Source organism: Streptomyces sp. HUAS CB01, from assembly GCF_030406905.1.
Classification (GTDB): domain Bacteria; phylum Actinomycetota; class Actinomycetes; order Streptomycetales; family Streptomycetaceae; genus Streptomyces; species Streptomyces chengbuensis.
In genome coordinates, this window is record NZ_CP129138.1 from 1 (window position 1) to 19,799 (window position 19,799).

Genomic DNA, 19,799 nt, shown 5'->3' on the forward strand with positions numbered 1-19,799 from the left:
GACCTCGCCTCGGTCGACACGGACGTTGATGCTTATGCGGGTCAGCTCGACAAGAGCGTCCCAGTCAGCGGCCAGCGAGTGCTCCTCCACCCTGCGGGCCCTCAACACGAAAGCTTCCAACAAGCGCTGGTGCTTCTCGTCAAGAGTTTCCGTCAGCCCGCGGCTCACGCTTCCCCCCGGATCGATCGCTTCCAGCATGACGTGCCTTCTCCGTCGTATCCATCCAATTCGCCGGGCTGGTCCTTGTCAGAAGGAGAAGCGCGGCTGGTCGGGAGGCGTGCCCCGGCTCAGCGGCGCAGGCGCGAGAGCCAGCCGGTGCCGGCTGCTCGGGCACGGCCGGCTCCTGCTCCTGGTCGCGCTCCTCCTGCCGGTGACTCACACCCCAGGTCTGCTCCACGTCGGACTCGAACCGCTGGTCGCAGTCGCCGCACAGAGACGGGCGCTTCGCTGGGGAGGGGCTCCAGCCGACGCGCGCGGTCGCCTTCCATCGTTCGTCGGTGAACGCGGCACCGCACTCGGTGCAGACGGGGCGCTGGGGGGCGGGCCAGAAGTCGTCCGGCCCGGCCTCACCACGTGCCGGCTCCTGGCGCTCCTGCGTGCCAGCCGCTGGGCTGACGACGGGGCCAGCCTTCTGCTTGCAGTCGTCGCACAAGTGCGGGTGGGAGTCCTTCGTGGCTCGCGCCCGAGGCGGAGCAGGTGCCGGGACTGCTGCCGGCCATCGCGGAACTGGTCGTCTTTCCCGTGACCGCGCTGTCCGACGACACCGACCCCTGCGCCGACTCCTTCGTCCTGGACGAGGCCGCCGTCCTCTACCTGATGGCGATCCGCGAGTGGGCCACGCACGCCCCCGCGCCGGGGATCGCCCGCACCCTCGCGCACTTCGTCGGCCAGGTCCTCGCCGACGCCCCGACCGATGCCGTCGCACTCTGCAGGAGCTGCGCGACGAACAGGTGGCGCGGGCCCGCGCGGCGGTGGAGAACGTAGTGGCCCTGCACCGCTGACCGCACCACCGCACCGAGTGGGAGCGCACCGGTGCGGTGGAGCGCACCCACCCGGTGCGCACCGGTCCGGTGGTGCGCACACCGAGTCCATCCGGTGCGCACCACGTCCATCCGGTGCGCGCACCGGTGCGGCCGGCGCGCGGGAGTGGCCGCACCGGGTGGACGCGGTGCGGTGAAGTGGGCCCGGATGGAGACGGTGGAGGCGCTGTGTTTCTCCCTGACCTGAGCTCAGGTCAAGGAGAAACGCACCGGGTGGAGGCGCGGCGCCACTCCCGTCGATGTCCTCTGTCCTGTATCAGCGAAGTTAGTCGACGGGGGGCTGCTGAGCTGCGAGGACTGGATTGAGTGAGACGGAGGCTCTCCGTCTGGCGAGCAAGGAGGCAAGGGGGCACCAGGTTAGACTCGAACCGGGGGAGTTGCGCCGTGCCCCTTGTCTCATGGCTCAGGACACGGCCCAGGAACTCGTGGGTGCCGCCTGCGGAGTCGGTGCGGATCAGGGTGCGGCGGCCGCGCCGGTACTGCTTGGGCAACTGAGCCAAGGCCATCCTCGTCGTGGTGATGTGGTCGGCCGCGGTGTTGCTGCCTGCGTTGCCCGGCCGCAGCAGCCCCGCCACCGGCTCCCCTGACCCGGCCGACCCGTGGTCGAGGAACGCGACCAACGGCTGGTGTCCGAAGGTCCGCTTCCACGTCGCCGTGGCGTCCTGCTTCTCGGAGTGTGCCAGCACCAGAACCCCGTCGATGTCCACGATGACCTGGCCACCGGCGTCGGGGGCGTCGGTGGCGGCCAGCTTCCATACCCGCTCACGGGCTTCGGCCCTGGCATGGCGGATCGCGGTCAGCGCGCGTGAGCCAGCCGCAGCCAGGGTCTCGACCAGCCTGGAGACGGTGGGGTCGGAGGCCACCGTCCCGAACACCTGTGGCTCGGCCCGCAGCACCGCCACATCCGACAGGCAGTCCCCACCCATTGCCACCGCCGGGGCAAGGTCCAGCAGGACCTTGCCCGGGTCGTGCAACGTCCGCGACTTGCGCCACGGCGTCATCGCCGCCGACATCGCCGTGTCCAACCGGCCTTGCGGACGGTCTCCAGCAGTAGCACCCCACCGGCTTGCGAGACCACCTCACCCCCACCGCCCTGGACACAGACAGGCGGATACGACCCGATACGCTTGTTCACCTGGAGTGCTTCTTTCCTTGCATCTGACGGGACCTCGACAAGTTCCATCGTTGCAGTTCAGAAGCACTCTCCACTTATCTGATCAAGACCCGGACAAACCCGCCGCAAGGGCGCGAGGTCAGCCGTTTTCCCGGCCCGGCAGGGGTGCGCCCTCCAGGAAGGCGTGATAGGTCGGCGAGGACGGCGCGCTCGTACTGGAGCGGGACGCGGGGGATCTCCCACTCCCCCGCGTCCTGGCCCGGGGGGCCGGGGTTCGGCCGCCTCGCCGGGATCGGCCGGGGGATGCCGGTCCGACTCGGGTGCGGGGGCCGGGGGGCGGCGGACAGGGACCACCGGGCGGTGTAGAGGCGGTAGCCGGCCTCCCGGCCGCAGACGGTCTTCGGCTCGCTGATGTCCAGGCAGTGGGTGGAGATGGCTGCGGCCACGATCTCCTCGTCCAGGCCCGGGTCGCGTCGGCGGCCACGCAGGACGAGGGCGAGATGGCGGCGGGCTTCGGCGAGCAGGTGCCGGCGGTGGAAGCGGCCGCCCTCGTTCATCACGAACACCGTCGCGGTGACGTCGACGGCCGCCAGGGCGACGTCGACCACGGCCGCGACCCGGGCCCGAATCGCGGCGGCCGCGGCGCGGGCGTGCTCGAGGAGGGAGGTGATGACGTCGGCGGCGACCTTGGAGGTGAGGATCGCGCTCGCCTTCCACCAGACCCGCAGCTGCGCGAGCGGCCGGGTCTTCCGCTTGGGCGGGCGGGTCTTGCGGGCGGCCATGGCATTCAGCTTGGCGCGGGCCCGCTCGGAGACCACGGGCAGGAACCGTGGCTCGCCGTCGTCGTCGACGGCGGTCACGTACTCGTGCTCCAGCTCTGCCAGGCAGGCGGCGATCTGGTCGCTGCGCCGGGAGGTCCAGCGGATTACTGAGGTTGAACTCGTGGAGTCGTAGGGGCTGACGGCTCGTCGCCCGTGCGGTATCACCGGGGCATGCGGTATCCACAAGGGGGCGGGTTGACCGCCGAACGTCAGCAGTTCCGCGAGGAGTTACGGCTCAAGGCGGCCGAGAGGTTCGCCCAGGGTGAAGCGAGCTCGGTGATCGCCAAGGACCTGCGGGTCAGCGTCCGCTCGGTGCAGCGATGGCGGCAGATGTGGGATGAGGGCGGTCCGCGGGCTCTGCGGTCACAGGGACCGGCGTCGCTGCCGAGACTGAGCGAGAAGCAGTTCGCCCAGCTGGAGACGGAGCTGGCCAAGGGGCCGGCCGCGCACGGCTGGGAAGACCAACGCTGGACCCTGAGCCGTGTGAAGACGGTGATCGGCCGGCGCTTCCACCTCACCTACACGGTCCAGGGCGTGCGCAAGCTGCTGGTGCGTAACGGCTGGTCGTGCCAGGTCCCGGCCCGACGCGCGATGGAGCGGGACGACGAGGCGGTGGCCGGGTGGGTCAAGGAGGTCTGGCCCTGCGCGGAAGACTCGCGGCGGTGAGTGGAGCCTGGCTCGTCTTCGAGGACGAAGCCGGATTCTCCATGACGCCGCCGCAGGCGAAGACATGGTCACAGCGCGGCCGGACCCCGGTGGTGCGGGTCCGCGGCCGTTCCCGCAAACGGATATCCATCGCCGCGCTGACCTGCTACAAACCCGGCCACCGGTCCCGACTGATCTACCGGCCACGCCGGGACGACGGCCGGCGCGACGGACGCAAAAGCTTCTCCTGGCGCGACTACCGGGACCTGCTGATCGCCGCACACCAGCAACTCGGCGGCCCGATCGTGCTCATCTGGGACAACCTCAACGTCCACAAAGCCGCCGACCTGCGGGAGTTCGCCGCAGCCCGGGACTGGCTGACCATCTACTACCTGCCGCCCTACGCACCCGACCTCAACCCCGTCGAAGGCATCTGGTCCCTCCTGCGACGCGGCTGGCTCTCCAACGTCGCCTTCAGCACCCCCGAACACCTCATCCAGCGCATCCGACGCGGCCTACGCCACATCCAGTACCGCAGCGACCTCATAGACGGCTGCCTCGCCGAGACCGGCCTGACCATCAAACCCACCTGAGCAACTCAGCGACATCACGAGTTCAACCTCAGTAACGCACCGCGTCGATCATCTGCCGGTGGCAGTAGCCCTCCGGACGGCCTCCCCGACCCGACAGCCATCCCGGCACCGGCAGCAGATCCCGCACCAATGCCCACTCCGCATCGCTCATGTCCGAGCCGTACCGGGGCCGGCGCTCCGGCCGGTCAGCCGCGTTCCCGAACCGATGGGCGAGACAGTCACACCCAGGAGTGGACGGACTGGACCCGGCACGGAAAGAGAACGACCTCTCAGCCCCGTCGCCTTCCGCGCCGAAGCGAGGCGCGAAGCGGAGCCCGTCCACCGCGGCGAAGAAACCCACGGTTTCGCAGCCGGTATCGGCCGCGTTGGAACACCGATCCGAAGCCCTACGTCTGAACCAAGACCGCCGACGAGATCCTCGAACGCCTCGCCTCATATCTGAACACCCCTGTCAGGCTCCGCCTGACAGGGGATTCCATCTGCTGGAGAAATATGTCCTGGTGCCGTCAGCTCACGGCGTCTGAGTAGACCAGCCGTGCTACCGGGCTCGGTGGGACGCAGCCTATCGAAGGCTGTCCCAATCGATTTCCGGATCCTCGACCATCTCGACCACGGAGGGCCGGTCGAGGCGCTGCCCGTTCATATGACCGGCAACCCAATGGATGCACTCAGGTCGATTCCCCGAACGCAGTCGACAAAATTCCTCCACCGCAGCCTGAATTCGGGAAACCGGCAAAGTACTGGCCGAGTCATGGAAGAGCGGATAGCCAGGATCCGACACAACGCGTGGATCGAAATCAGGAGGTTCGGGATTGTCGGAAATCCAAACAGAATCATAAACCCCTCCCTCTTTAGAGAATTTCTCATCAACGAACCACACTAGAGCCCCATACCCATGACGTCGATTGATCGCCACGCGCAGGTTGCTCCCCGCCACCGGTTCGGTTTCGCTATGCCGTCTTTCAGCAATGCAGAACCAGGCATCTTCCCCGGGAAAGTAGAAGCCTCCGACCTCCTCTTCCCCCTGCAAGCCCTCCATGACTTCGACGACAAGCCGTGACGTCTCGACCGGACTCTCGGAGTAGCGCCACTCACCCTTGAAAAATACGCTCAGAAACACGACCCCTCACTTTCCTGATCATCCCCGCGCCCGGCCATGGAGCGTGACGTTCTGCATGCTACCCGCTGCACCTCTGAACCAGACTGTCATACTCGAACCTTGGGGAAGGATCGCCGGAACCGCTGACGAGCACGAGAACCTTCCCGTACACGGTCCGCCAGAATGGTTGATCACGACATCTAGCGACTTTACGCCGGCCTGTCGCATACGCCAAGCAAGCTTCGTCTCCACGTGAGTGATTGACGCATGGGGCCCACTCGCCGGATTCGCTATGTCCGGTGAATCCATGAGGAACTGGTTGATGTCATCCGAAGAGGAAGAGTGGCCGCTCTTGAACGGAACCCCCACCCTAGACGCGCCCGAGTCGCCGATATTCACGACCTGCCCCACCGTGGGGTCACCACTTGCACGCGCCGGAAGCCCGTCAGCAATCCCACCGACGTTGCAGTTATGAACGAGGACCGGCGTGGCCCCGGCCAGTACATAGTACGTGTGAACGTCTTGGATGGTGAGGTCATGCGTACGCTGGCGCTTGGTGAAATGGCCGACTGCGCTGATCTGGACATGTGTGCCAGCGCTGGTCCGCAGCCACTGACCGGCATGAAGGTCGCCTGCCGGGACCCACTCTCGTGTATCGGGTACCCAGAAGGGGTGGGTGTCGGTGGCCACGATGCTGGAGTATCTGCCGTCTACGACCACCGTGATTTCAGTGAAATCCTTGTCGTCCTCCGTGGTGATCGTCTCGACGACCTTCTTCTCGACAGTTTCCCCTGTCTCAGTATCCGTCGCCACGACCGTGTCGCCGACCTGGATGTCCTCGATGGCCTTCTCTGTGCCATCCGCAAGTAGCACCCCGGTCCCTGGCAGGAAGCTGTGGCAGAAAGATGCTGCCGTAGTGCCCGTGACGGCGTCGGACACCTCGTCAATGACCTTTCCGGCGAGCTTCCACTTCGCCGCAAGCAGTGCATCTTTGCCTAGGTCGACACACGCCAAGAGGTCCCCGCTCCTGCAGGCGGCGTAAGACTCCAGTCCCAGAAATTCCTTGGCCCTCTGCATGAGCCAGTCGATGCCATCAGGGACCGGAGATCCTGTCTTTACGTTCCGGAACGCCTCATCCACATTGGGCCCGTAGCCCGATACCCCCACAGCGCCACTGCAACCGATGTAGCCGCACTGATAGTCCTTGGGACTAGGGCCTATGCCCGTACTATCCGCAGTTGCCGTTCCATTTACACCGCCACCGCCGCCATTGTTGATCTTGTCGGGTTGGCCGCTCTGGCCGCCGCTCGGGTTGGTGGGGCAGCCGTCCTGGTTCGGACCGCTACCGCAACCCAGGCCCAGGCCTGACGGGTCGGAGAAAGTAGCGGGGTTCTGGGCGCCGTAACTGTAGCCGCTGAGCGTTTGGTGCTTGTCGAGTTCCAGCAGGAGGTCGACGCTGATGAACTGGCCGATGGTGGGGTCGTACTCGCGGGCGCCGATGTGAGTCAGGCCAGTCGTGCTGTCTGCAGGCTTGCCGAGGAAGGCCTTGTCGTCCGGCCACGACGTCGGTGCTGACCCACGGGATGCGCCGAAGGGAGTGGTGTAGCGCTTGGTGACTGCCATGGTGGTGGCGTCGAGGACGAGGCTTGATGTGCCGTGGTGGTCGCCGGCGAGGAAGCTGAGCTTGCTGCCGGTGACACCCGCTGTGGCAGTGCGCAGGGCGATGGTCTGGCCGGCGGCGGTGTAGTAGCGGGTGCCGGTCAGGGTCTTGGTGGTGCCCTTGGTGGTGAGGCGCACCTCGGTACCGCCGAGGTAGAGGACGGTGTCGCCGTCGGCAGTGGTGTTGCGGCGGATGAGGAGTTCGCCGGCGGCGTCGTAGAGGTAGCTGGTGCCGGTGGCGGGCTTTCCGCCTGCGGCAGGCTCGGACGTGCCGACGAGTTTGCCTTCGGTGTTCCAGGTCAGGGTCTGCTGGGCCTGGGCGCCGGGACGGCTGGTGGTGTTGCCTGCCGTGTCGTAGCCGTAGGTGCCGGCCCTGGCGCCGGTGGTGGAGGCCAGAGGGTGGGGCTGGTTGTTGGGTGTGCCGTAGGTGTAGTCGGTGGTCTTGTCGCCTGCCGTGGTGTGCTGGGTTTCCAGGTCGCGCTGGCCGGAGCTTGTGTAGGTGTAGCTGGTCCAGTAGGGGGCTGCGCCGTCGAGGTTGGCGACGGTGCGTCCGCTGGTGTCACAGCTGGCGGCCTTCGGGGTCCATGCGTGGCTGAGTCGGCGATGGGTGTCGTAGGTGAAGCACTGGTAGTCGGCCTTCGAGGTGCCGCCTTGGGTGGTGGCGTCGAAGATCGAGGTGACGTTGCCGGCCTTGTCCTGGGTGTACTTCAGCTCCTGCGGCATGTAGCCGTGGACCGTGTCAGTGACGTAGGAGCGGGTGAGGCGGCGGGTGCCTTGCTCGTAGTCGAAGCTGAGGTAGGCCTTGGCGTCTGTGCTGTTCCTGCCCAGGGTGAGCTGGCGTACGTCCCCGGTCTCGGAGTACAGGGCTTCCTGCAGGTACTGGCTGGTGCCCTGGGCCGTGAGCTGCTGGCCGGTGGCGCTGTAGGTGTTGGAGACGATCTCTGAGGGCAGGCCGGCGACGGCGGGGCTGGACGACTGTCGGACCGTGCCGTCGGGGTTGTAGACGGTGGAGAAGGACAGCGTCTGCGGGACACCGGCGGCGATGAGCGGGTCGCCGGTGGGCAGGATCAGCTGGCTGCCGGTGACCTGGTAGAGCGGGTCGTAGGTGGTGACCTTCTGGGTGTAGGCCTTGCTGTTGGTCTGGCCGAGGCCGTTCTCGTAGCGGACGGCCGTGTCCTGCTGGCCCTTTTGGAGAACGTCGAAGGTCCATGCGGCGAGTTTGGTGGCGTCGGTCTTGGTGCCGTTCCAGAGGCCGGTCTTGCGGCCGAGGATGTCGTACTCGGAGATGAGTTTGTTGCCGGGGCGCGAGTCGCTGGAGCTGACGGGCTGGTCGAGGTCGTTGTACTCCGTGGTGGAGGTGCCCTTGTCCGGGTCCTTCGCGGTGACCTGGCGGCCGAAGAGGTCGTAGGTGTAGCTCCACGTGGCCTTGTCGGGGCCTTCGACAGCCTTCTGCTGGCCTGCCGGTGTGTAGGTGTAGTCAGTGGTGGTGTAGTTGCTGCCGGTCGGTTCGGTGCTGCCGTATTCGCGGCGCTGGGTCACCTGACCGAGGGCGTTGCTGGTCACGGCCGCGGCTTGGCCGCCGGACGGTGCTGAGGTGGCGACGGTGTCGCCGGTGTAGGTGGTGTTGATGGTCCACAGGGGGACGTTCTTGGTCTTCGTCTCCGCCTTGACGGCGCGGGCGGCGCCGTCGTAGGTGGTGTCGGCCTGCATCGGGGCCTGGCCGCCGTCGGTGGCCACGAGGCTTCCCGAGGGGGCACTGGTCTGGTCCCAGATGTCGGACAGTGCTGATTCGGCGAGGCCGCGCTCGTCGTAGAGGGCCTCGGAGATCAGCCGGCCGCCGATCGGCGAGGGGGACTGTGTCTGACGCGGCCGCAGGAGGGAGTCGTAGATCTCGTAGGTGGTGTTGTATCCGCTCGCGTCGCCCTTGAGCGTTCCGGTGGAGACCCAGGAGGGGTCGGAGGCGGTGACGCTGTAGGCGTAGACGTAGTTCGGGGTCTTGCCCAGGGACTTGGAGCGGTTGGGCAGCCAGACCTTGGTGACGCGTCCGAGGCTGTCGTATTCGCTCTGGGTGACCTTGTTGTTGGGGTCGGTCACCTTGGTCGGGGCGCCGGTGGCGAAGTCGACGAGTGTGGTGGTGATGTGGCTCTTGGCGTTCTCGGCCGTGGTGCTGGTCAGTGGGCCGGTGGCCGTGGGGGTGTAGGTGCTCTTCGCGGTGAGGGTGTCGTTGGTGTCCTTGACTTCCAGCGGGCGGCCGAGGACGTCGTAGGTGGTGGTGGCGACCTTCTGCCACACGGGGTTGTTCGCGGCGGTGTAGCTCTTCGCGCGACCGATCCACTGTGCCTCGCCCTTGGTCGGGGTCTGGGTGGAGGACCAGGTGGTGGAGTCGTAGGCGGTGGCGGTGTCGGAGATGACGTCGCCCGGGCGGGTGGAGTCGGCGGGCAGGTCGAGTGCGTCGCCGGTGATGGCGCAGGGCTTGGCGGTGACGCGAGTGCGGGAGACGAGGCTGTTGATGCCGAGGCTGTCGTTGCGGGCGTACCAGGTGCGGGAGCACTTCTCGTCGCCACTGATGGCGTTGTCGCCCTTGTCCTCGACGGTCGAGGCCATGCCGTAGGCGTCGTAGGTGGTCGCCACGGTGCGGACCCGGTCGATGGGGGTGCCGCTGGTGGTGATGTTCGTGCGGGCGTGGCTGGCGCCGGTGCGGACGAAGTAGGCCTCGGTGTCGGCGTAGGACTTGTGCTGGGTGGCGGTGCGCTGGGACCAGGGGTCGTAGACGGCGCCGGTGACTTCCTGGGCGCCGTTGTAGGTGACCGTTTCGCGGGTGAAGCCGGCGTACTGGTCGGCATCCGTGATCGCGGGTGCCTTGATGCCGGTGACCGTAGCGGTCTTGCGGGTGTCCGGGTGCGGGGTCTTGCCGTCGCTGCCCAGGACACGGTCACCGTTCATGCCCTGCAGGTAGACGGTGACGGTCTTGGACTGTGTCAGGCCCGTGCGGCCGGTGAGGTGGGTGACCTTCTCGAAGCCGCGCCAGACGGACCAGGTGCGTTCCTTCTCCTTGACCAGCGGGTCCTCGTTGTAGTGCCAAGCCGCGCCGGAGTAGGTGTAGGTGTGCTCGACGGACTCGGAACCGCCCTCGGGGTCGCTGGTGGACACGGTCCAGACGGGGTACTTGTGGAACCAGTCGAGGATCGGGTCCTTCTCACCGTTCGGGGACCAGTACACCGGGTAGCAGCGTCGGGTGTTGGTGTCGACCTTGGGCATGGTCTGCCCGGCCACGCAGTCCGCGGCCATGTAGGTGACGATCGTCTCGGCGCCGGTCTCCGAGGTGATGGTGCGCAGGCGCGGCCTCTCCAGGGAGAGGATGTCGTCGGTGGCGCCGTCGACCCGGTTGGGGCGGAACTCGTGGCTGAACTTCACCGGGTCCAGGCTGAGGTCGGTGCCTCGCTTGCCGGTGTGGCGGATTTCGGAGAGCCACAGGGACTGGTCGGTGGAGTCGCCGGTGTCACCGGGGTCGAGATACTGCTGCGTGAGTGCCCAGGAGTCCACTGACTCGTAGACGGGGGTGGCAGCGGCGGCGTTCCATGCCTGGGTGGAGATGCCGGTCATCCGCTTGCGCGTGTAGAAGCTGGGGCCGGTGTTGCCGGTGCACTTCTGGTCGGCCTTGCATTCGGCGTCGAAGGGCACGTCGGGCCAGTTGTCGCGGGTGGCATCGGTGAGTGAGCCGCAGTCGCCGATGATGCAGCGCTCGGCGTAGCCGAAGACGACCTTGTTCGACGCGGCGGGAGTGCCGGTGAAGAGGGCGCCGGCGCGCTGACCGTAGCGGATCTCGTTCAGGTAGCCGCCGCGGGTGTAGGCGGTGCCGTTGTTGTCGTCTCCGAGCATGTCGTAGTGGTTGGTCTCGGCGTTGTACCAGTACGACATGGCGTTGCTGTGAGTGTCCTCGACGTAGTCCAGGTTCCACCGCCAGGCCTGCTTCTTGTGCCGGTCGGCGAAGGCGGAGCCGTCCGCGTAGCCGGGTTCGCCCGCGTCGTCGCCGAAGACGGGCACGGTCCACACCGAGTTCGTGCGGTCCGATGCGCCGGCACCGTCCAGCTTGTTGAGGCCGAAGACGTACTTGGTGCCGTCGCCGGTGACGACGGTCCAGTGCTCCCCGTTGTCGTCACCGTTGTCGGCTCCGGTGGCGACGGTGACGGTGGAGGCGTCGTCGTTCTTCAGGCGCCACTTGCCCGAGGTGTCGTCCTTGACGAGTTCGGTGGCCTTGCCGTTGAGGACCAGGGAGGCGTTGTCGTACTTCCAGCACAGGTCGAACTTGTCGGTCTGGCCGTCGTCGTCGCAGGAGCCGTACTTGCGCTCGATGTAGGAGGAGGTGATGTCGAAGCCCTCGCCGATCACCGTGCTCTGGTTGTTCGTGGACGCCGTGCGGCCGTCCACACTCCCGGAGTCATAGGCAATCTTCAAGTCAGGCTTCGGACCGGCTGCAGAGGGTGGAACACGCAGCGGGTAGGACCAGGTGAAGGTGCCCGACGAGCCTCCCGCCTCCCACGAGGAGGAGGACGCGAGCGGGGTGGCCTTGTAGTCGCCGCCGCCGGACTTGGTACCCGCGGCGAGCGCGAGGACCATCGTCTGCCCGGTGGAACGCGGCGCGGCGAAGCGAGCCGCGGACCCCGAGGAGGAGGCGGCGGTGAACGTCAGCTGGGTGCTGAGGTTCTGCTTCTTACGATGGTTGGTGAATTCGAGCGGGGTCCGGGCACGGCACTTCGCCGAGGTGGGTGCTGTCAGGGCGCAGTCGGGCAGGCGCAGCACCTGAAGGCGGCCGGCCCAGTCACCGCCGTACGCGGAAGCGAAGGCCGCGTAGTTGATGCCGAGGTCGGCCTGTCCCCCGGCAGCGGGACCAGTGACGGTCAGAACGACGCCCTTGACCCCGAGTACGGTCGCCCGCTGCTGGTCCAGGACGTTCACGGTCACGGCACCCGCACGCTGCGGTGCCTTCTTGCCCTTGTCGGGCTTGGGCGGAGCAATGGTCACGGGCAGTGCGCCCGGGGCCGCCTGTGCCGTGCCGATGGCGGGGACGGTCAGGGTCGCGGTGCCCGTCTTCGGCCAGGTGACCTTGCGGTTCTGGTCGGCCTTGGCTCGTGCCGTATCCACGCGCCGGGCAGCCGCGGCCTCGGCCCTCACAGCTTTGGCTTTCTTGCTCACCTTCGGGGTGAAGGGAGACACATCCGCAGACTGCGGCTTACTGAGCTTCGGCTTGCCGAGCGGATCGACTTCAGCCGCGAAGGCCACCGGGGCCAGGAGCCCAGGTATCAAGGACAGCGCGGCAACCGTGCCCAGAGACCGCGTGGGCCAGCTGCGGCGGCCGCTCTTGCCGGCCACCGGTAGAAACCGGTTCATTGTGATTCATCCGTTTTCACTGAGGCCGCCCTACAGGCGGCATGCGCTGTGGTGCCCCCGCGGTCACGAGGACCGCGGGGGAGATGGCTCAAGAGGGGGCTTCTGGCGGCACCCGTGGATGCCGCCGGCAGGGACGGAGTCACCTACTCGGCACTCGGATCGCCCATGATCTTGGTGTCGACCTCATTGGCGTGCATGGCGCCTGCCCAGACACGCACTTCCTGCAGTGCGCCGGGCAGGTAGTTGCCGTTCACCCCGGCAGAAGGTCCACGGCCGGCGGCAATCGCTCCGCGTCCCTGCTGTGCGGTGGTAAAGGCCGGGGTTTCGCCCGGCGGCTGGTCGACTGCGCCGACAAACAGGTGCGTGTTGCCGTAGCCGGCACCGATCTGCTCGGTGGCGTCGAAGACGCCCGTGACCTGCACCCAGGTGTTCATGTCGGCGGGGAACTCGGAGGGAACCGAGCTGCGGGCGACCACATTGCCAGTCCCGTCCGTCGCAGTGCGGCCAAAGCGCCACAGATAGCCCTCATCGACCTTCTCCACCCACAGGGCCCACGAGGACTCCTTACCGTCCGGCGTGGCCTGCCCGAAGACGTGCGCCTTCGCGCCGACGGGCATGGCGGCGAACTTCGTCCCGTCCAGTCGGACGCTGGCCGTCACGGTGAACGAACCCGTCTCGTCCACCACCGGACCGGCAGCTGCCAGGTGCCCGGAGACGCCATCCAGCCTCAGCTCGCCCTGTGCCGGGTCCGCTGCGGCTCCAGTCGCCGAGATCGCCATGTCCGGGGCGTACGGGCCGGGGGAGTCGATCTTGCCGCTGGCCGCGCTCGCAGCGTCCCAGTAGCCGACCAGCTCGGTCGCCGGCATGCCGACGGCGTTGTCGAGTCGGTGCTCCGTGCGAACGTCGTCGCCGGTCAGCTGCCTCTGCCACACGGCGAACTCGTCGATGCTGCCCTTGAAGTACTCGCCTGCCTTGGACCCGCCCACTCTCATGCCGGCCGAGGACGTCCACGGTGCATAGGCGGGATTGGCCGCTGCCAGATTGACCGGCGTGCCCTGTGCGCGGCCGTTGACGAAGAGCTGGATAGTGTCGTTGCTCTTGTCCGCGTCGTCCTTGGCGTCAAAGACGCCTGTCAGATGCGTCCATACGTTCAGCGGCGGATTCGGCGTATCGGCCAGGGCGCTGACATAGGCAGGTGTTGCCGCATCAGCGATCGCCCGGTTGAACACCCACTTCTTCGCCGAGGCGGAGTAGAACAGGTTGAACGCGGCTGACGTGCTGGTTCCCGGGGCGGACGCCACCACCCGGGTCTTGGCCCCGTCCGTCAACAGAACCCATGCGGAGACGGTAAACGAGTCCTTCGTGTTGATCGGAGGCTCAGCTGTCGATGCGTAGCCGACCTGCTTGGCCGGATCGGCCACGTCCTCGTTCAGACTCAGCGAGGAGTCGCCGGTGCCGCGGCGACCGCGTTCCGACCAGGTCGCCGCCGTTCCTCCGGCCTGCTGGTGCAGGGTGAGTTCATGCCGCGTGGCGCCTTCGGTAGCCGTGTCGCCCGCCTTGTTGCCGGTCGCTTCGGCGAAGTGCCAGCGACCCACCGCAGGCGTGCCCGCCTTGACCTTGAAGTGGAACTCCGCAGCCACTCCCTCGCGGCCGTTGGTGTCCTTGGCCTCCACGATCAGCACCTGCACGCCGGCTGTCGTGGGCACCGGCTTGATGGTCATGCTTCCATCGGCTCCGAGATTCTGCTCAAGGTGCGTGTCCTCGGCATCTTCTGTCAGCAGTCGCCACCGGTAGCTCGTGATGTCGTTGTCCGCGGCATTGGGCTTGATCGTGAAGGAACCCTCGAGCCCTGGCTTGCCCTTCGGATCACAAAGGTCCGTGGTGCACTCGGTGTAGGGCCCGTTAGTGGTGATCTGCGGTTCCTTGGGAGCCGTTGCATCGATCTTGAAGTAGCACCAGCGCTTGTAACCGGAGGAGATCGCCGTCGTGACACCCTCGTACGTCCAGAACGTCTGCACCAGCGATCTCACCCGGTACAGGGCCCCGTCGACTCCATTGGCCAGGCGCTGCCTGGCAAATGCGTCGTCCACGAGGTAACCGGTGGACGGCACGTTGAACTGAACAGGCGGATCGGCGGTCCAAGTACCGCCGGGCAGCTTCCGCTCGACCCAGTAGTGCACCCGCAGCGAACCGCGCTCCTCATCATTCGCAGGCTGCACAGCGGTCTGCGCGCGCGCCTGCAGCATCGGGTCGGATCGTGTGGCGATGATGGGGGTGGCGTCCGAGGTCGAGCAGCGCTCAACGGTTCCGTTGCCCGGGATGACACCGTCATTGGACACTAGGCCGGGCTTGATGACGTAGACGACCTTGAGTTCGGCGTTCTCCTTGAACCGCTTCCACGCGTCCGCGTTGCCCTCGTCCTTCGCCCGCAACATGAGGGTGAGGCGCGAGAAGTTGCCGTCGGCGAAGGTGCGGACCGTCTTGGTGAGGTTCTCGTCCGTCTCACTGGCGCTGTCGTTGAACTCGATCCACTTGTCGGGCTGCTCCGGTGAGCAGTGGTCACCACGGCCTGCAGAGACTTGCCGGTCCCCCATCAGATCCAGTTGCGTCGGTCCGGGCCAACGAGTCGCACTCGAAATGTTGTTCGTGCGCCAGAGGTCCACCCAGTGCGCAGAGCAGGAAAACGACCACGTCTCATATGCGCGGAAAGTCGCATCGATCACGTACTTGCCGACCAGCTTGCTCGGCGAGAACTCGAAGTACATCCGGTTGGTGTGGTCGGCGTCGCAGTAGTACGGCCCGACCCGGTAGCAGCGGCCGACGCCCAAGTCGCCGCTGAAGTCGTAGAAGGTGTCACCGTCCGAGGACAACACTGTCCGCTCCGAGACACCGAGGCCCATAGACGGGTCGATGTAGACGGGGTACACCGTGCCCTCGCCGCGCAGCACGTCCAAGTCCGGCTTGACGGCGATCTCGCCGTCGCTGACGTGCACCGGAAGGACCGCGCTGACATCGCCCTTGTCCGGCGCCGCCGCCTCGGAGGCCTCGCTCGCAGCGGGTTCGCCCGTGTTCGCAGAGGAGGTGTTGCGCATCAGCTGGGTCCGGGCACCGGTCTCGTCGGCGTCGCCGGCCGAATCCCACATCAGGCCGGCCGGGCCCTTGAAGACCGTGTTGCCGTCCTCGTCGATGGCCCGCAGGCCGCCGCCGGCCCCGGGGGCGACGGTGAGCCCGTCGCCCCGTGCGGTGAGGGCCACCTCGTTGAGCTCGGGGTTGGCCGCCGCCTCGGCGGTCTTGACGACCAGTACCTCGCGATAGCCCTCGGCAGTCGCCGTCAGCTGCAGGTCGACACCTTTGAAGACTTCCGGGTAGGTGGCTGTGGGCCCCTCGAGCATCGGCTGCGGCAACTGATCGGGCCAGCCCAGGGTCACCGACCCCTGAGGCGCGGCCAGACGGATCATGTCCTTGCCGGTACCGTCGCCGGAGAACGAGAGGTCGACCACGGCCGCCTTCGGGCCCACGGTCCCGTCCGGGCGGCGCTCAAGGGTCACATCCACATCACGCCATGAACCGTCATCAGCCTTGACCCGCTGAGGAGTCGTCGACTGCGTCAACGTGAACGTGCCGTCCGGATTCGCCTCAGTCCTGGTGTACTCGGAACGCTCCGAGACCACCTCCACGGGCTCACCCGTCTCAGCCGCCAGCGCCGACGCACTCTGCGCCGACATCGGCGCTGCCGCTGGTTGCTGCGCTGAAGCCTGACCGGCCAACGGCTGAAGCACCGAGGCCATGATCGCTGCGGCAGTGACCGCCACGGTTCTGCGGCGCCCCCGACGCCACACCCAACCCCTCACAAACCCACCCCAGGTCTTACATGATCCTTACATAGACCGACCAAATATGATCGTCCGCATTCCGAACGTCAACCCCCTCAGGGTCACATCCTGCACAGTGCTGCACTAATTCAATCTGATTCGAAGTATTTGTTCCGGATTCGGGATGCCTACGGACGTCCGGTGAACAGTCCCCCGGGCCGGCGGCGGCTTGCAGGGGTTGATCGAGGCCCGATCTGCTGCCCTGATCCCAAACCGCGATGGCGCGCGGGCTGTCGGCATCCTGAGCCATCGTCATGGAAGGGTCGCCGGTGAGCATCACCAGCTCGGAGACGGGCTGGAAACTCAGGTAGCATCCCGGTCACCTGCATCAGCGTCCCGCCTGAGCGGGAGACCAACCTGTACTGGTCGCTGCCCCTCCCCGATTTCCTGGGCCTGAACCACACCCTCAACACCGCCGACCGCACCCGCCAGTCGGCCCACATGAACAAGCCCGTCGCCCATGTCATGCCCACGTCCGGATCCGCCTCGGCGAGGACTGGCCAGTCTCCAGTTGTAGTTCGCTGTCTCTGCTGGTCAGAAGCGCCTTCTCGAGTCTGTTCGGCTGCTGTGGCGTCAGGTGCCGGAAGTGGGAGTGGTATCTGCCGAGATCCTGGAGGAGGGCAGGGACCACTGCGAGGCGGTGAAGATGCCCGACGACCGCGACTTCGCGGCCAAGGGCGACCTCGCCAAAGCCGGGATCCAGCGGCTCCTGGCGTCTCCACTGCCCATCACCGGGGAAACTGTGGACTCGGTTTATGGTCAGGAATGGCGGCTGCGTCGCATGCTGGAGGAAGCTGGCGTAGATTACAGCGGCCGTCCCGAAGCTCCAGCCCGTCCCCGCGCTGGGCCGGATCGGCCTCTTCACAGGCGCCGAAGCAGAGATCAGGTGGGGACCGTTCGGCATCCTCGATTCGCGCGTGCGAGCACGGCCCCGGGCTGGCACACTCCCCCCGTCTGACCTGGTGCTCCATACCGGGTCCGCCATACCAGGGGTGGGACATTGACCGAACTCAGATACTCCACAGCCATCGCCGCCACGATCGCCACGCTGCTGCTCACCGGCTGCGCAGGCTCAAGCGGGGCAACACCGCCGACAGCCTCCGCGACAGCATCCCCGCAGTCGGCCGCGAAGGCATCACCAACCGGCGCCCACAAGTCCCTGGAGCAGGTCCTGCGCGATATCCACGACGCCGCCCAAGGCGTCGGCGAAGACCGCATGCGCGTCCTGAGCGACGAGAAGACCGTCACCGACAAACTCCCGCACTGCAACGCCCACGGCCTGATCATGACCCTCACGGCCCCTGGCCGACCGGAGATACTCCGCCTCACCGACCGCTTGCAGAAACGGGGTTGGAAAGCCGACGGCCCCGTGACGGACCTCGCCGACCTCAGGTACGCCACATGGGGCATCATGCTCCGTGCCCGCCCGGTGCCCAAGGAACTCACCGCCAAAGCGGCCCCCCACAAAGGCATGATCCAAGTCTCAGTCATCGGGAACTGCACCAAGTGACAGGTGCCGGCGTACACGCGAACGCACCCAGTCAGGTACGCGGACCACAGGTGGAGTGTCGGCACCGGGTGGGACCATCGTGCCTGGGTGAGGACTGCGGCGGAAGGGGGCGGGTGTGGAGCGGGAGCGGGTCGGCCAGCCCGGATTCGACCGGATCGTCGAGGCGCTGGTGCACCGGATGTACGACGCATCCGCGCACGTGGAGGTGGTCAACGGGCGCGGCGGGGATGACGGGATCGACATCAAGGTCACCAACGGATCCAGGGTGCGGATCTTCCAGTTGAAGTACTATCTGGACGGTTTTCCGACTGCGTCGTTCAAGGGGCGGCGCAAGTCGATCAAGGGGTCATTCGCCCGGGCCACGAAGCACAGGCCGTGGGAGTGGATCCTGGTCGCTCCGTCCACCCTGACGACGGCGGAGCGGAAGTTCGTGACCTCTCTGGCCGCCGGGCAGTCAGTGCGGATACAGGTGTGGGACCGGGCCCAGCTGGACGGTCTGATGGCCACTCACGCGGACCTGGATCAGCTCTATGAGACGGCCAAGGTCTACCGGCAGGAGCGTGCGCTGCTGATGGGCGGCACGCGCGACGTGCGCGCCCGGGTCGCAGCACTGGGCCGGCAGGTCGACGGACTGGACGACCACTGGACGGTGGACTTCGCCCGGCAGGGCGAGACGGTGGTGCACACGTTGCGGGGCAAGCACCCGCGGGCCCACCAGGTCTCGCCCGTGGAGATCTCGCTGACCGGGAACGGCCCCCTGGCGCCCGAGCTCGCCAAGGCCGTGCGGCGCAGCCTGGGCTTCGGACTGCCCGAGGAAGTGGTGCTGCCGCGCGGGGCGGTGGAAAGCTTGACGGTCTCCGGGCCCGAGTGGCTGTCCGCCTCCCACCAGGACGTCGAGGTGCCGTGGCGGCCGGCCGAAATGGCCCCAGGGGCCGAGACGGAAGTGGAGGTGGTCTTCCTCGACGGCCGTCAGGTCACCGCCTCCTACCCGGGCACGCTGCGCCACCTGGGACGCGGCAGCATCGGCCGCTCCGTCGACGTGGAACTGGCCGGCGGCTGCATGCAGCTGATGATCCCCGACCATGCGGATGCCCCGGCTTCGCTGCGCTTCACCTTCTCCCTGGAGGGGCTTGAGCCGGCTGCCGCTCTGCGCCTGCTGCGCATCCACCAGCGCATCGTGGCCGGCGGCGCCTTCCACGTCCGTGCGCGCGCAGGCGTCATCAGCGGTGGCGACCTGCCGGCCAAGCCCGAAGCAGCGCGTAAGGAAGCCGCGGAGCTGCGCCGCTACCTCGAGGACCTCGAAGTGGTCCAGCGCCACTGCGAGCAGTACTTCCCCATACCCGCCGAGCTCGCCCCGGTCGACCGGATCACCCTGCGCGCAGCGCGCCTCCTCATCGACGGACACTGCGTGATCTCCCCGTTCATGCCCTCAGCACGCTTCATCCTCAACGGCCAGGACTCCCCCGTCCTGCGGGCCCTGCTCAGCGGTGAACCCCACGCCGTGCGAGTCGAGTGCGAGGAGTTCGCCATCACGCTCGCCGGGCGGCGCCTGGACCTGGGCCCCGTGCTCTTCTTCCACCCCCGCGTGACCGCCGACGACGCCCAGCAGGCCCTCGCCGCCCTCGACAGCGGGCACGGCGACGGCCAGGTCGTCACCGTGCGACCCGCCAACAAAGAACACTTCCGGCTCCAACTGCAATCCGCCACCACCCGCGACGAACCCGTCCCCGCACCGCTCGCACTGCCCGGCTTCCCCGAACCCCGCTGACGTCCCAGGGCTGCGCGGCGACATTTGCTCCCAAGCGCTGAGGCAGGCCGCGCGGCGGGCTGTTCCGGGCAAGTCCGGCGCGCACGGTCAACACTGTTCACTAAACCAGCCGGCTGAACAGAACCATGAGCTGGCCGCCAGGGCCTGGTAAGCAGCCGTCTGCCGTTGCGGGACCCGGCGAAGGGGGCGGTGATCTCTTTTCACGCTTGGAGCAGGGATGCGTCGTCCTCGCAGGATGGGGACGCCAGCCGAACGGCGACGAACGCGTCGAACTCACCGCCCGCCTCCCC

At 67.2% G+C, this 19,799-nt stretch carries 10 protein-coding genes and 2 pseudogenes; 5 read left to right on the top strand and 7 right to left on the bottom strand.

Annotated elements, in window-relative coordinates:
* A pseudogene (locus QRN89_RS35400) lies at window positions 1-198 on the bottom strand (hypothetical protein); the annotation flags it as partial.
* A gap of 498 nt (window positions 199-696) precedes the next feature.
* Here QRN89_RS35400 and QRN89_RS35405 point away from each other — a divergent pair.
* Window positions 697-984, top strand: coding sequence for a hypothetical protein (locus tag QRN89_RS35405; RefSeq protein WP_290353990.1), 288 nt, complete (start codon window positions 697-699; stop codon window positions 982-984).
* A gap of 454 nt (window positions 985-1,438) precedes the next feature.
* Here QRN89_RS35405 and QRN89_RS35410 read toward each other — a convergent pair.
* Together QRN89_RS35410 and QRN89_RS35415 are read right to left on the bottom strand one after the other, a co-directional pair.
* Window positions 1,439-2,175, bottom strand: a pseudogene (locus tag QRN89_RS35410) (transposase); the annotation flags it as partial.
* 74 nt (window positions 2,176-2,249) lie between these two features.
* Window positions 2,250-3,140 (bottom strand): hypothetical protein, encoded by an 891-nt coding sequence (locus QRN89_RS35415; protein WP_290353991.1) that lies wholly within the window; start codon window positions 3,138-3,140, stop codon window positions 2,250-2,252.
* 6 nt (window positions 3,141-3,146) lie between these two features.
* Here QRN89_RS35415 and QRN89_RS35930 point away from each other — a divergent pair.
* A protein-coding gene (locus tag QRN89_RS35930; RefSeq protein WP_435833314.1) for an IS630 family transposase occupies window positions 3,147-4,213 on the top strand; the annotation gives its coding sequence in 2 pieces (ribosomal slippage) (window positions 3,147-3,590 and window positions 3,593-4,213; 1,065 coding nt in all).
* 28 nt (window positions 4,214-4,241) lie between these two features.
* On the opposite strand, the gene QRN89_RS35430 is transcribed toward QRN89_RS35930, so the two are convergent.
* The 4 genes from QRN89_RS35430 to QRN89_RS35445 all read right to left on the bottom strand — a co-directional run bounded on the left by QRN89_RS35430 (window position 4,242) and on the right by QRN89_RS35445 (window position 16,147).
* Window positions 4,242-4,364, bottom strand: coding sequence for a transposase (locus QRN89_RS35430; RefSeq protein WP_290353993.1), 123 nt, complete (start codon window positions 4,362-4,364; stop codon window positions 4,242-4,244).
* Between the two features lie 411 nt (window positions 4,365-4,775).
* Complete coding sequence (locus QRN89_RS35435; RefSeq protein WP_290353994.1) at window positions 4,776-5,333, bottom strand: Imm1 family immunity protein; 558 nt, start codon at window positions 5,331-5,333, stop codon at window positions 4,776-4,778.
* A gap of 18 nt (window positions 5,334-5,351) precedes the next feature.
* Window positions 5,352-12,359, bottom strand: a complete 7,008-nt coding sequence (locus QRN89_RS35440; protein WP_356948706.1) for a DddA-like double-stranded DNA deaminase toxin — start codon at window positions 12,357-12,359, stop codon at window positions 5,352-5,354.
* Window positions 12,360-12,502: 143 nt separating this feature from the next.
* A complete protein-coding gene (locus tag QRN89_RS35445; RefSeq protein WP_290353998.1) occupies window positions 12,503-16,147 on the bottom strand; it encodes a laminin G domain-containing protein in 3,645 nt (1,214 codons plus the stop codon).
* 730 nt (window positions 16,148-16,877) lie between these two features.
* On the opposite strand from QRN89_RS35445, the gene QRN89_RS35450 reads away from it, so the two are divergent.
* From QRN89_RS35450 to QRN89_RS35460, 3 genes are all read left to right on the top strand, one after another.
* On the top strand, window positions 16,878-17,189 hold the full coding sequence (locus QRN89_RS35450; protein ID WP_290353999.1) for a hypothetical protein: 312 nt from the start codon (window positions 16,878-16,880) through the stop codon (window positions 17,187-17,189).
* A 42-nt stretch (window positions 17,190-17,231) separates the two neighbouring features.
* Window positions 17,232-17,741, top strand: a complete 510-nt coding sequence (locus QRN89_RS35455; RefSeq protein WP_143041583.1) for a hypothetical protein — start codon at window positions 17,232-17,234, stop codon at window positions 17,739-17,741.
* A 115-nt stretch (window positions 17,742-17,856) separates the two neighbouring features.
* Window positions 17,857-19,509 (top strand): hypothetical protein, encoded by a 1,653-nt coding sequence (locus QRN89_RS35460; RefSeq protein ID WP_290353996.1) that lies wholly within the window; start codon window positions 17,857-17,859, stop codon window positions 19,507-19,509.
* Window positions 19,510-19,799: the final 290 nt, after the last annotated feature.

What these genes read in the sequence shown, in the direction of transcription:
- QRN89_RS35440 (WP_356948706.1), bottom strand. Translation starts at nt 12,359, where the DNA reads ATGAACCGGTTTCTACCGGTGGCCGGCAAGAGCGGCCGCCGCAGCTGG.
- QRN89_RS35450 (WP_290353999.1), top strand. Translation starts at nt 16,878, where the DNA reads ATGCCCGACGACCGCGACTTCGCGGCCAAGGGCGACCTCGCCAAAGCC.
- QRN89_RS35430 (WP_290353993.1), bottom strand. Translation starts at nt 4,364, where the DNA reads ATGAGCGATGCGGAGTGGGCATTGGTGCGGGATCTGCTGCCGGTGCCG.
- QRN89_RS35445 (WP_290353998.1), bottom strand. Translation starts at nt 16,147, where the DNA reads ATGGCCTCGGTGCTTCAGCCGTTGGCCGGTCAGGCTTCAGCGCAGCAA.